This is a genomic window from Burkholderia sp. 10_S31, from assembly GCF_056930375.1.
The window spans coordinates 1,114,986-1,127,655 of record NZ_JBXOWK010000001.1 but is presented as its reverse complement, the minus strand read 5'-3'; the positions used below and the strand labels follow the sequence as shown (position 1 = coordinate 1,127,655).

Genomic DNA, 12,670 nt, shown 5'->3' with positions numbered 1-12,670 from the left:
ACAGACGTCAGAGCGGTTAGGAGGCGCTCGGACTGAGCTAGGCAGCGGCACATCAGAAACGAAAAAGCCGACCCACCGGGTCGGCTTTTTCGCGTCGAATCGCGGTCAATTGCCACCGCGAACCAAACCTTCAAACGTACAGCCGATTCCCGATAAAGCAAAACGTGGCCGATCGGGAAATAAGGCATAACGTGTCCATGTGGACAACTTATGCTTAACGGCACACATTCCGCGGATGATCCCGGAAGAGAATCTGGTGGGCCCCCCGGGAGTCGAACCCGGCACCAACGAATTATGAGTTCGCTGCTCTAACCAAGCATGAGCTAGGGGCCCAGATGAGAAGCAAGGCGTGCTACACGCCGCTCCGGCAACGAAGCCGGGCCGGCATTGTAACAACAAAGACGGCAGAGAGGACAAACGCCACCGGCATCACGTGGATACCGGCGGCGTTCGCAAGTGAGACGCTGGAAATCAGTTCCCTTCGAGGAACGACTTCAGCTTGTCGGAACGGCTCGGGTGACGCAGCTTGCGCAGCGCCTTGGCCTCGATCTGACGGATCCGCTCGCGGGTGACGTCGAACTGCTTGCCGACTTCCTCGAGCGTGTGATCGGTGCTCATCTCGATACCGAAGCGCATCCGCAGCACCTTCGCCTCGCGCGGCGTCAGCGAATCGAGCACGTCCTTCACGACGTCGCGCATGCTTGCATGCAGCGCGGCGTCCGCCGGCGCGACCGTGTTGTTGTCCTCGATGAAGTCGCCAAGATGGGAATCGTCGTCGTCACCGATCGGCGTTTCCATCGAGATCGGCTCCTTCGCGATCTTCATGATCTTGCGGATCTTGTCTTCCGGCATCTCCATCTTCTCGGCGAGCGTTGCCGGATCCGGCTCGAGACCGGTTTCCTGCAGGATCTGCCGCGAGATGCGGTTCATCTTGTTGATCGTCTCGATCATGTGAACCGGAATACGGATCGTGCGCGCCTGGTCCGCGATCGAGCGCGTGATGGCCTGACGGATCCACCACGTCGCGTAGGTCGAGAACTTGTAGCCGCGACGGTATTCGAACTTGTCCACCGCCTTCATCAGGCCGATGTTGCCTTCCTGGATCAGGTCGAGGAACTGCAGGCCGCGGTTCGTGTACTTCTTCGCGATCGAGATCACGAGACGCAGGTTCGCCTCGGTCATTTCACGCTTCGCCTGACGCGCCTTCAGTTCGCCGGCCGCCATCTGGCGGTTGGTTTCCTTCAGGTCCTTCAGCGGCAGCACGACGCGCGCCTGCAGGTCGATCAGACGCTGCTGCTGTTCGCGGATCGCCGGAACGTTACGCGACAGGACCGCGCTGTACCCATGGCCCTCGGCCGTGATCTTCTCTGCCCAGTCGAGATCCGTCTCGCTGCCCGGGAAGCGCGCGATGAATTCCGAACGCGGCATGCCGCACTTGTCGACGACGATGTGCAGGATCTGACGCTCGACCTGACGCACTTCATCCACTTGCGCACGCAGCGTGTCGCACAAACGCTCGACGGTACGCGCGGTGAAGCGGATCGTCATCAGCTCGGTCTGGATCGTTTCCTGCGCCTTCAGGTAGGACTTCGACTTGTAGCCTTCCTTCTCGAACGCGCGGCGCATCTTGTCGAACCACTCGCTGATCTGCGAGAACTTGTCGAGCGATGCACGCTTGAGGGCTTCGAGCTGGGCGGCGTTGGCCGACGCCTGCGCGGCACCGTCATCCTCCTCCTCTTCCTCTTCTTCCTCTTCCTCTTCGGCTTCCTCGTCCTCGTTCTCGATCGCTTCCGCTTCCTTCGCGGAGAAACCGTCCGTGTCGGCGGAGTCCGAAGCATTCGGATCGAGCAGGCCGTCGACCAGTTCGTCGACGCGGATCTCTTCGTTCGCGACGCGCTCGGCCATCGCGAGGATGTCGGCGATCGTCGTCGGGCACGCGGAAATCGCCATCACCATGTGGCGCAGGCCGTCCTCGATCCGCTTCGCGATCTCGATTTCGCCTTCGCGCGTGAGCAGCTCGACCGTACCCATTTCGCGCATGTACATCCGGACCGGATCGGTCGTGCGGCCGAATTCCGAATCGACGGTCGACAGCGCGACTTCCGCTTCTTCTTCAACTTCATCGTCCGACGACGCGGCCGGCGCGTTGTCGTTCAGGAGCAGCGTTTCCGCGTCCGGTGCCTGCTCGTATACAGCCACGCCCATGTCGTTGAACGTGCCGATGATGCCTTCGAGGGCTTCCGTCTCGGTGAAGTTGTCCGGCAGGTGGTCGTTGATTTCGGCATACGTGAGGAAGCCGCGCTCCTTGCCGAGCTTGATCAGCGCGCGCAGTTTCACGCGGCGCTCTTCGATCTCCTCGGCCGTGCCGGGCGTGCTCGTCGCGAACGCTTCCTTCAGCAGCGCCTTTTCCTTGGCGCGACGATCGCGCACCTTGGATTTGCCCGGGGCAGCCGCGGCTGCGGGCTGCCCGTCGCTCTGATTTGCGTCGTCATCGACGGATACTTCGTTCAGCTTTTTGGTCATGGAGTTCGCCGTACCGGCTATATCGACTCGCGGCTGCTGGACGACAGCCGGTTGAACCGTGGGTGCATGAGTAGTACGTACTGCCGTTTCGTCCGCGGCGGCAGTCGTGTCCCTTGCGCTTTTCGCACTTGCCCGCTTCGCCGCCGGCTTGGCCGGCCCGGAGTCGGGTCTGGCGGCAGCCCGTGTTCTGGCTACCGGCGCCGGCGCAGCCTGAGCAGTGCCGGCCGCGGTTTTTTTTCCTGCAGGGGCTGACGCGGCTGAAGACGTTGTCCTGGTGGAAGAAGCATACTTGGCCGCTGTGACCTTGGTGGTCGGCTCCGTCGAGCCCTTGCCCGTTGCTTTCTTTCCGCCTGTCGTCTTTGCCATTGCGAATCTCGCCTCTGCTTAGAAAACAAACCGCTGGAAACCTTATATTATAGCACGCTGGGGAACCCCTCTCCGGGCACCCCGGCCGCCTACAGCCCGAGCCGACGTTTCATGTCGGTTCGCTGCTGGTTCAATTCCGTCAATTCGGCCAACTCCTCGGGTGTGAAGGTGGATTGCCGCGCCAGCCGATCGAGCCGGTCGCAGCAAGCGTCATAGCGCATCTTGAGCACCGCCGCCTGCAGTTCCTCCCCCGCGATCCGTTCCTGTTCACGCTGCCGCTCGGGCACCGTCTCGTCTTCCGGATTCTGTAACAGCAAGTCACGGACGTTTTCATCATAGTCCAGAATTTCGCGGAAGATTTCCTCGTAAGTCGCTCCGTTCGAGGACGTCCGCAGAACGTCCGACAGCAACCGGAACTCCGCGCCATCGCCCAGCGCGCGCGCATGCTCGACGACTTCGGCGAACAGCTCGCCGATGCGCGGCAGCGCGCGCAGGGTCGCAAGCTGTTCGTCGTCGAGCTGCGACGCGATCCGCGGATGCATCACGAGCGTGCGCAACGCCCGCTTTTCGCTGTCCGTCACGCGCCGCCGCTCGCTGCGTGCGGGCGCCTGGCGCGCCGGCGCGGCGATGCGCGCGTCGACGTCCGACAGCCCCGCGACTTCCTCGAACGGGATATCGAGACGGTCGGCAAACATGTGCATGATTTGCGCACGCAACGCGTTCGCGGGCAGCGCCTGCAGCAGCGGCTTCGCGTCGAACAACGCCTTCGCGCGACCTTCCGGCTGATCGAGCGCCTTGCCGGCAATTGCTTCGTTCAACAGAAATTGCGACAGCGGCATCGCGCGCTCGACCTGCTCGGAGAACGCGTCCGCGCCAAATTCGCGTACGTAACTGTCCGGATCATGTTCGGCCGGCAGGAAAAGGAATCGGATCGTCCGGTTGTCCGCCGCATGCGGCAGGCACGCTTCGAGCGCGCGGCGCGCCGCACGCCGGCCGGCCGAGTCGCCGTCGAAGCTGAAAATGACCGTATCGGTCTGGCGCAGCAGCTTCTGCACGTGGATCGGCGTGCATGCCGTGCCGAGCGTCGCGACCGCGTTCGGAAACCCGAGCTGCGCGAGCGCGACGACGTCCATATAGCCTTCGACGACCAGCACGTACTTGCGCTCGCGGATCGCGAGGCGCGCCTCGAACAGCCCGTACAGTTCGCTGCCCTTGTTGAACAGCGGCGTTTCGGGCGAGTTCAGGTACTTCGGCTCGCCGCTGCCGAGCACGCGGCCGCCGAATCCGATCACCTGCCCCTTCACATTGCGGATCGGGAACATGATCCGCTCGCGGAACCGGTCGTAGCGTCGCGCGACGCCTTGCGCGTCGGTCTTCTCGCTGACAATTACGAGCCCCGATTCGACAAGCGACTCTTCGCGGTAGTCCGGGAACGCGGTTTCGAGGTTCTGCCAGCCGTCCGGCGCATAGCCGAGCCCGAAGCGCGCGGCGATCTCGCCGGTCAGGCCCCGGTTTTTCAGGTACTGGATCGCGACGGTCGCGCCGCGCAATTGCTTGCGGTAGTAGTCGCATGCGGCCGACATCACGTCGGACAGCGCGGTCGCAACCGATTTCGACACGGGCGCAGGATAATCGCCGCCGCCCCCGCCGCCGCCGCGCATCGACGGCTCGTGCGGCACCGTCAGCCCGACCGACTGCGCGAGTTCCTGCACGGCTTCCGGGAACGTGAGCCCCGCATGCTCCATGAGGAAGCCAATCGCCGTGCCATGCGCGCCGCAGCCGAAGCAGTGATAGAACTGCTTGGTCGGGCTGACCGTAAACGACGGGCTCTTCTCGTTATGGAACGGGCACAACCCCATGAAGTTGGCGCCGCCCTTCTTGAGCTGCACATACCGGCCCACCACGTCGACGATATCGACGCGGTTCAGCAAATCCTGCAGGAACGAATGCGGAATCACCGTGGGATCGAACGAAAAAAAGACAATACGACGCCCCGGCGCACGCGCATGCGACGCGCCGGGAAGCGGGTTTTACTTCGACAGTGCGGCCTTGACCTGCGCGGAAACGGCCGTCATGTCGGCGCGGCCGGCGAGCTTGCCCTTCAGCACGCCCATCACCTTGCCCATGTCCTGCGGGCCGGCTGCGCCGGTTGCCGCGACCGCGGCCTGGACTTCGGCGGCCACTTCGGCGTCCGACAGCTGCGCGGGCATATAGGCGCCCAGCACGGTCAGTTCAGCCTGCTCCTTCGCGACGAGATCGTCGCGGCCGGCAGCCTGGAACTGGCTGATCGAGTCCTTGCGCTGCTTGATCATCTTGTCGATCACGGCGGTGATGCCCGCGTCGTCAAGGGTCACCCGATCGTCGACCTCGCGCTGCTTGATCGCGGCCAGCAGCAGGCGAATCGTCGCCAGACGCTCGCTTTCCTTCGCGCGCATCGCGGCCTTCATGTCTTCGCTGATCTGCTCTTTCAAACTCATCTTGCACCCGGGATGGAAACGTGACTTCGACGCCCGCGAACGGACGTCAACACAAAAACCCGCTTGGGACTATGTCTCAAGCGGGTTGCTCGAATCCGGCATCGGCGACTCGCGGCCCCTGATCGAGACCGATCGTGCGGAGTTCGCCGGTGCGCCGCTCAGTGAATCGCGCGGCGCTCAATCGTTCAGTACAGCTTCTTCGGCAGTGTCTGGCTGCGGATCCGCTTGTAGTGACGCTTCACCGCAGCAGCCTTCTTGCGCTTGCGCTCGGCGGTCGGCTTCTCGTAAAACTCCCGCGCACGAAGTTCGGTCAGCAGACCGTTCTTCTCAATCGTGCGCTTGAAGCGACGCATGGCGACTTCGAACGGCTCGTTTTCTTTAACGCGAATGATCGTCATGATCCGACACGAATAAAGGTTTGCAAGGAAGATTTACGAGTATAGCAGAGCGTCGAGCAAAGACTAAGGGCCGGGCCCCGTGAACGGCGGCCCTGCGCGGGCGCGTCAGGCGCCGTGCGAAAACTCCGCCGCCGCCTGCCCGGCCGCCGTGCCGGACGCCCACGCCCACTGGAAGTTGTAGCCGCCGAGCCAGCCGGTCACGTCCACCGCCTCGCCGATGAAGAACAACCCGGGCACCCGCGCGCTCATCATCGTCGCCGACGACAGTTCGCGCGTATCGACACCGCCCTTCGTCACCTCGGCCTTCTTGTAGCCCTCGGTGCCGTTCGGCGTCAGCGTCCAGCCGGACAGCGCATCGCCGATCTGGCGCAGCGTCTTGTCGGGCAGGTCCGCAAGCCGCGCATCGGCCGCGACGCGGTGCGTGTCGAGCCACGCGTGCGCGAGGCGCGACGGCACCCAGTCCGCGAGCAGCGAGCCGATCTGGCGCTTCGACGTGCGCTTCGCGTCGAGCAGGTCGGCCACCGCGTCGCGCTGCGGCAGCAAGTCGATACGGATCGGGTCGCCGGACCGCCAGTAGCTGGAGATCTGCAGGATGCCGGGGCCGGACAGGCCGCGATGGGTCAGCAGCAGGTCTTCGACGAATTCACCGCCGCGCTTCTTGTCGCCGGTCGACACGCGTACTTCGAGCGACACGCCGGACAGCGCCGCGAACGGCGCCCAGTCCTGCTGTGCAAACGTGAGCGGCACGAGCGCGGGGCGCGTATCGACGAGTTTGTGGCCGAACTGCTTTGCGAGTCGGTAGCCGAAGTCGGTCGCGCCGATCTTCGGGATCGACAGGCCGCCCGTCGCGACGATCAACGCGCGCGCGCGGATCGGCCCCGCCTGCTGCGTGTCGAGCGTGAAACCGTCGGTAGGCGCGTGGCGCACCGCGTCGACGACCACCGGCCGGCGCCACGCGATGCCGCCCGCGTCGCATTCGCGCTTCAGCACGTCGATGACCGCGTCGCTGCCGTGATCGCAAAAGAGCTGCCCCTTGTGCTTTTCGTGCCAGGTAACGTGATGGCGCTTGAGCAGCCCGAGGAAGTCGCGCGGTGTGTAGCGCGCGAGCGCCGAGCGGGCGAAATGCGGATTCGACGACAGGTAGTTGTCGGGGCCCGCGTAGAGGTTCGTGAAGTTGCAGCGGCCGCCGCCCGAGATGCGGATTTTCTCGGCCAGCCGCGGCGCGTGGTCGATCAGCACCACGCGCCGCCCGAGCTGCCCGGCGACCGCGGCGCTCATCATCCCGGCGGCGCCCGCGCCGATCACGGCGATGTCATAAGTTTCCATGGCGCGGATTGTACCTGCCCGGCCTTCGGCCCGGGCCGCCCGCAGCGGCAGCGAGCCCCCGCCTGCTATAATTTCCGGTTACGTTGACCTTCCTGCGGCGCGCTCGATACGGCGCGCCCCGCCCTTACCTATGCTCGTTCTCGGCATCGAAAGCTCCTGCGACGAAACCGGCCTCGCGCTCTACGACACGCAGCGCGGCCTGCTCGCGCACGCGCTCCATTCGCAGATCGCGATGCATCGCGAATATGGCGGCGTCGTGCCCGAGCTCGCGTCGCGCGACCACATCCGTCGCGCGCTGCCGCTGCTCGAGGAAGTGATGGCGCAAAGCGGCACGCACCGCGACGACATCGACGCGATCGCGTTCACGCAAGGCCCCGGCCTCGCCGGCGCGCTGCTGGTCGGTGCGAGCATCGCGAATGCGCTCGCGCTGGCATGGAACAAGCCGACCGTCGGCATCCATCACCTCGAAGGCCACCTGCTGTCGCCGCTGCTCGTCGACGAGCCGCCGCCGTTCCCGTTCATCGCGCTGCTGGTGTCGGGCGGCCATACGCAACTGATGCGCGTAACCGACGTCGGTGTGTACGAGACGCTCGGCGAAACGCTCGACGACGCGGCCGGCGAAGCGTTCGACAAGACGGCGAAGCTGATCGGCCTCGGCTATCCGGGCGGCCCGGAAGTGTCGAAGCTCGCGGAAACGGGCACGCCGGGCGCGGTCGTGCTGCCGCGCCCGATGCTGCATTCGGGCGATCTCGACTTCAGCTTCAGCGGCCTGAAGACGGCCGTGCTCACGCAGATGAAGAAGTTCGAGGCGGCGAAGCTGGAGGGCGAGGCGCTCGAGCGCGCGAAAGCCGACCTCGCGCGCGGCTTCGTCGACGCGGCCGTCGATGTGCTCGTCGCGAAATCGCTGGCCGCGCTCAAGAAGACGAAGCTCAAGCGCCTCGTGGTCGCGGGCGGCGTTGGCGCGAACCGGCAGTTGCGCGCGGCATTGTCGGCCGCCGCGGCCAAGCGCGGCTTCGACGTGCACTATCCCGATCTCGCGCTTTGCACCGACAACGGCGCGATGATCGCGCTCGCCGGCGCGTTGCGGCTCGGCCGCTGGCCCGAGCAGGCGAATGCCGACTACGCGTTCACGGTGAAGCCGCGCTGGGATCTCGCGTCGCTCGCACGCTGATTCGTACGACGCGACATCGCACGCGCCGACACACGTCGACAAACAAATGGCCGCTCGATCGAGCGGCCATTTTTCGTTGCAGCGGCAAAATAACGCGGCGTTACGCGGCGTGTCGCTTGTCGCGCTCGATCAGCGCATACGCGCTGTGATTGTGGATCGACTCGAAGTTCTCGGCTTCGAGCACGTAGGCGACCACGCGCTCGTCCGCATCGAGACGCTGCGCGACGTCGCGCACCAGATCCTCGACGAACTTCGGGTTTTCGTACGCGCGCTCCGTGACGAACTTCTCGTCGGGACGCTTCAGCAAACCCCACAGCTCGCACGATGCCTCTTCTTCCGCGATGCGGATCAGCGCCTCGACCGGCAGGTCGGCCGCGAGCTCGGCGTCGATCGTCACGTGCGAGCGCTGGTTGTGCGCACCGTACTGCGAGATCTTCTTCGAGCACGGGCACAGGCTCGTCACCGGCACGAGCACCTTCAGAAACAGGCGCGCTTCGCCGTTGCGGCTTTCGCCGGCGAGCGTCACTTCATAGTCGAGCAGACTCTGCACACCCGACACCGGCGCCGTCTTGTTCACGAAGTACGGGAACGTGACCTCGATGCGGCCGGCTTCCGCCTCCAGCTTCACGAGCATCGACGCGAGCATCGTGCGGAAGCGCTCGACCGTCAGCGGCGCTCGGTTCTCTTCGAGCAGCGCGACGAAGCGCGACATGTGCGTGCCCTTCTGATCGGCGGGCAGGCGCACGTCGAGGTTCCAGACACCGACGGTCGGCTGCACGTCGCCGCTTTCGGTACACACCGTCAACGGATGCCGGACCGCCTTCACGCCCACGCGCTGAATCGGAATCTGGCGGGTATCCACCGTGCTCTGCACGTCGGGCATCACGAAGGCGGGATTCATCTGGTTCATCTTGTTCAATCCTTGTAAGCCGCGCGTTCGACGACGCGCACGCCGCGTCACGCGGCAGCCGGAAAAGCAACATGGGCCCGCAGGCCCATGTTTTCCGCATCAATGTAGACCGGTTGCGCCAGTCGCACCGACGCCGCCCGCGGGCGGCGCCAGCTTACGCGACGCGCTTCGCCTGGCTGGCGACATCGGCCGCCGGGCTCAGGAAGCGTTCGCGAATCGATTTCGCGATGCCCGCGCCGTCGAGGCCGCATTGCGACAGCAGCTTCGCGGGATCGCCGTGATCGATGAACTGGTCAGGGAGGCCCAATTGTATTACGGGTCGGATAACCCCACTCTCCATCAGGGCTTCGACGCAGGCCGAACCCGCACCGCCCATCACGCAGCCTTCCTCGACCGTGACGAGGTAGTCGTGCGTCTCGGCAAGTTCACGCACGAGTGCCGCATCGACCGGCTTCACGAAGCGCATGTTCGCGACCGTTGCGTCGAGCTCCTCGCCCGCCGCGAGCGACGGCGCGACCATCGTGCCGAACGCGAGGATCGCGACGCGCTTGCCTTCCGGCTGCGACGTACGGCGACGCACTTCGCCCTTGCCGAGCGGGATCCCGGTGAGTTCCTTCACCGTCGCCACACCCGTGCCCGCGCCGCGCGGATAGCGCACCGCGGTCGGGTTCGGCTGCTGAAGCGCCGTGTGCAGCATCTGGCGGCACTCGTTCTCGTCGGACGCGGCCATGATCGTCATGTTCGGGATGCAGCGCATGAACGCGAGATCGTATGCGCCCGCATGCGTCGCCCCGTCGGCGCCGACGAGGCCCGCGCGGTCGATTGCGAACACGACCGGCAGGTTCTGCAGCGCGACGTCGTGGATCAGCTGGTCGTACGCACGCTGCAGGAACGTCGAGTAGATCGCGACAACGGGCTTCAGCCCTTCGGTCGCAAGGCCGCCCGCGAACGTCACCGCGTGCTGCTCGGCGATGCCGACGTCGTAGTAGCGATCCTTGAAACGCTTCTCGAACTCGACCATGCCCGAGCCTTCGCGCATCGCGGGCGTGATGCCGACGACGCGCGAATCGCGCTCGGCTTCATCGCAGAGCCATTCGCCGAACACCTGCGTGTACGTCTTCTTCGCGGGCGTGGTCGACGGCTTGATGCCTTCCGCCGGGTTGAACTTGCCGGGGCCGTGATAGAGCACGGGATCCGCTTCGGCGAGCTTGTAGCCCTGGCCTTTCTTCGTCACCACGTGCAGGAATTGCGGGCCGCGCAGTTCGCGGATGTTCTGCAGCGTCGGGATCAGCGAATCGAGATCGTGACCGTCGATCGGGCCGATATAGTTGAAGCCGAACTCTTCGAACAGCGTGGCCGGCACGACCATGCCCTTCGCGTGCTCCTCGAGCTTGCGCGCGAGTTCGAGCACCGGCGGCGCCACGCTCAGCACGCGTTCGACGCCCGCACGCGCGGCCGCATAGAAGCGGCCCGACATCAGGCGCGCGAGATGGCGGTTCAGCGCGCCGACCGGCGGCGAAATCGACATGTCGTTGTCGTTGAGGATCACGAGCAGCTTCGCATCCTCCGACACGCCCGCGTTGTTCATCGCCTCGAACGCCATGCCGGCCGTCATCGCGCCATCGCCGATCACCGCGATCGAGAAGCGGTCGTCGCCGTTCAGCTGGCTGCCGATCGCCATGCCGAGCGCAGCCGAAATCGACGTGCTCGAGTGCGCGGTGCCGAACGTGTCGTATTCCGACTCGCTGCGGCGCGGGAAACCCGAGATGCCATCGTACTGGCGCAGCGTATGCATCTGGTCGCGGCGACCCGTCAGGATCTTGTGCGGGTAGGTCTGGTGACCCACGTCCCAGACGATCCGGTCGTTCGGCGTGTTGAACACGTAGTGCAACGCGATCGTCAGCTCGACCGTCCCGAGGTTGGACGACAGATGGCCGCCCGTCTTCGACACGCTGTCGAGCACGAACGCGCGCAGTTCATCCGCGAGCGGTTGGAGTTGGCGACGATCGAGGCGGCGCAAATCCGCCGGGTCGTCGATGGTTTTCAGCAAGTCGTACATCGTCGTTCCATTGTAGGAAATCAAACGCGCCCGCATTCTATTGCACGCACCGTAGCGTAGCGTGTGCGCAGCGGCGGGCTTCGCGTCAGCTGACCCGGTTCACCACCAGGTCGGCAAGTTCGGCGAGACGCTGTGCGCGTGCGCCGAACGGTTTCAGCGCATCGTGCGCTTCGGCACGCAGCTGGGCTGCGAGCTCGCGCGACGCGTCGAGGCCGAGGATCGATACGTAGGTCGGCTTGTCGTTCGCCGCATCCTTGCCGGCCGTCTTGCCGAGCGTCGCCGAATCGGTCGTGACGTCGAGAATGTCGTCGACGACCTGGAAGGCCAAGCCCACAGCCCCCGCGTAAACATCGAGCGCGGCCAGCGCTTCCGCCGACGGCGTGTCGCCGGCCAGCGCGCCCATCCGCACGGCCGCGCGCAGCAGCGCGCCCGTCTTCATCCGGTGCATCGTCTCGAGCTGCGCGCGCGTCAGCTTCACGCCGACGCTCGCCAGGTCGATCGCCTGCCCGCCGGCCATGCCGATCGAGCCGCTCGCCAGCGCCAGTTCGCGCACGAGCGCGGCCTGCTGCACCGGCGACAGCGCCGCGGCGTCGGTCAGCGCGACGAAGGCCTGCGACTGCAGTGCATCGCCGACCAGCAGCGCCGTCGGCTCGTCGTACTGCACGTGCACGGTCGGCTTGCCGCGTCGCAGCGCGTCGTCGTCCATGCACGGCATGTCGTCATGCACGAGCGAGTAGACGTGGATCATCTCCAGAGCCGCCGCCGCCGCGTTGCGCGCCGCTTCGGTCGCGCCGGTCAGTTCGCCTGCCGCATGGCACAGCAGCGGGCGAACGCGTTTGCCGCCGCCGAGGACCGCGTAGCGCATCGCTTCGTGGAGTTGCGTGGGCACCACGTTGTCAGCCGGCAAATAGTGGCCGAGTGCGTCCTCGACACGGTCGAGCACGGACCGCATCCATTGTTCGAATGTCATAGATCGTCGTCTTCGCCGTCCGTGGCGGCCGTTCCGGACGAAAGCGGCTTCAGCGTCGCGCCGTCGAGCACGCGAACCTGCTGTTCCACTTTCTCAAGCTGCTGTTGGCAAAACGCAACGAGGGTCGCACCGCGGCGATACGCAGCGAGCGAATCCTCGAGGCTCAACGTGCCGCCTTCCATCCGGGCAACCAGCGTCTCGAGTTCCGCGAGCGCCGTTTCGTAATTGTCCGGCAACGGTTCGGTGCCGTTGTCGGGCGGGGTGGCGCCTGGGGATGCGGTTTTCGCCATGGACGAGGGTGTCAAATTTCAAAACAAGTCGGACATTCTACGGCAAAAGAGAATTTTCCGACCTGCCGACTTGGGCACCCGGGCACGCATTCGGGCCCCTTCTTCGACACACATTGTGCGCCACCCGATCGTCGCCCGACAAAAAATTGACACAAATCAGGCACTTAATCCTAGCCTTGC

The 12,670-nt window shown here is 65.2% G+C and carries 10 protein-coding genes and 1 tRNA gene; 1 reads left to right on the top strand and 10 read right to left on the bottom strand.

Annotation, left to right across the window (positions count from 1 at the left end; genetic code table 11):
- Nucleotides 1-254: 254 nt before the first annotated feature.
- The 6 genes from AC1Z3W_RS05155 to AC1Z3W_RS05130 form a co-directional block, all read right to left on the bottom strand.
- Nucleotides 255-333: transfer RNA gene (locus tag AC1Z3W_RS05155), tRNA-Ile, on the bottom strand.
- Nucleotides 334-471: 138 nt separating this feature from the next.
- Nucleotides 472-2,889 (bottom strand): RNA polymerase sigma factor RpoD, encoded by a 2,418-nt coding sequence (gene rpoD, locus AC1Z3W_RS05150; protein WP_082664544.1) that lies wholly within the window; start codon nucleotides 2,887-2,889, stop codon nucleotides 472-474.
- An 89-nt stretch (nucleotides 2,890-2,978) separates the two neighbouring features.
- Nucleotides 2,979-4,847 (bottom strand): DNA primase, encoded by a 1,869-nt coding sequence (gene dnaG / locus AC1Z3W_RS05145; protein ID WP_483507153.1) that lies wholly within the window; start codon nucleotides 4,845-4,847, stop codon nucleotides 2,979-2,981.
- A gap of 72 nt (nucleotides 4,848-4,919) precedes the next feature.
- Nucleotides 4,920-5,366 (bottom strand): GatB/YqeY domain-containing protein, encoded by a 447-nt coding sequence (locus tag AC1Z3W_RS05140; protein WP_040139376.1) that lies wholly within the window; start codon nucleotides 5,364-5,366, stop codon nucleotides 4,920-4,922.
- A 185-nt stretch (nucleotides 5,367-5,551) separates the two neighbouring features.
- The gene (gene rpsU / locus AC1Z3W_RS05135) at nucleotides 5,552-5,764 is read right to left on the bottom strand and encodes a 30S ribosomal protein S21 (RefSeq protein ID WP_006479415.1); all 213 of its coding nucleotides are present in this window, start codon (nucleotides 5,762-5,764) and stop codon (nucleotides 5,552-5,554) included.
- Between the two features lie 105 nt (nucleotides 5,765-5,869).
- Entirely contained in the window at nucleotides 5,870-7,090 is a 1,221-nt protein-coding gene (locus AC1Z3W_RS05130) for a BaiN/RdsA family NAD(P)/FAD-dependent oxidoreductase (RefSeq protein WP_483507152.1), read from the bottom strand.
- Between the two features lie 130 nt (nucleotides 7,091-7,220).
- On the opposite strand from AC1Z3W_RS05130, the gene tsaD reads away from it, so the two are divergent.
- Nucleotides 7,221-8,261: a tRNA (adenosine(37)-N6)-threonylcarbamoyltransferase complex transferase subunit TsaD gene (tsaD, locus tag AC1Z3W_RS05125; protein WP_057924023.1), complete on the top strand. Its 1,041-nt coding sequence runs from the start codon at nucleotides 7,221-7,223 to the stop codon at nucleotides 8,259-8,261.
- 100 nt (nucleotides 8,262-8,361) lie between these two features.
- Here the strand turns inward: tsaD and folE2 are convergent, their stop codons facing one another.
- The 4 genes from folE2 to AC1Z3W_RS05105 all read right to left on the bottom strand — a co-directional run bounded on the left by folE2 (nucleotide 8,362) and on the right by AC1Z3W_RS05105 (nucleotide 12,490).
- Complete coding sequence (gene folE2 / locus AC1Z3W_RS05120; RefSeq protein ID WP_057924024.1) at nucleotides 8,362-9,171, bottom strand: GTP cyclohydrolase FolE2; 810 nt, start codon at nucleotides 9,169-9,171, stop codon at nucleotides 8,362-8,364.
- A gap of 154 nt (nucleotides 9,172-9,325) precedes the next feature.
- Nucleotides 9,326-11,230: a 1-deoxy-D-xylulose-5-phosphate synthase gene (gene dxs / locus AC1Z3W_RS05115; RefSeq protein ID WP_057924025.1), complete on the bottom strand. Its 1,905-nt coding sequence runs from the start codon at nucleotides 11,228-11,230 to the stop codon at nucleotides 9,326-9,328.
- Between the two features lie 85 nt (nucleotides 11,231-11,315).
- The gene (locus AC1Z3W_RS05110) at nucleotides 11,316-12,200 is read right to left on the bottom strand and encodes a polyprenyl synthetase family protein (RefSeq protein WP_057924026.1); all 885 of its coding nucleotides are present in this window, start codon (nucleotides 12,198-12,200) and stop codon (nucleotides 11,316-11,318) included.
- The gene (locus AC1Z3W_RS05105; RefSeq protein WP_124832455.1) at nucleotides 12,197-12,490 is read right to left on the bottom strand and encodes an exodeoxyribonuclease VII small subunit; all 294 of its coding nucleotides are present in this window, start codon (nucleotides 12,488-12,490) and stop codon (nucleotides 12,197-12,199) included. Before AC1Z3W_RS05105 ends, AC1Z3W_RS05110 begins: the two co-directional genes overlap by 4 nt.
- Nucleotides 12,491-12,670 lie beyond the last annotated feature (180 nt).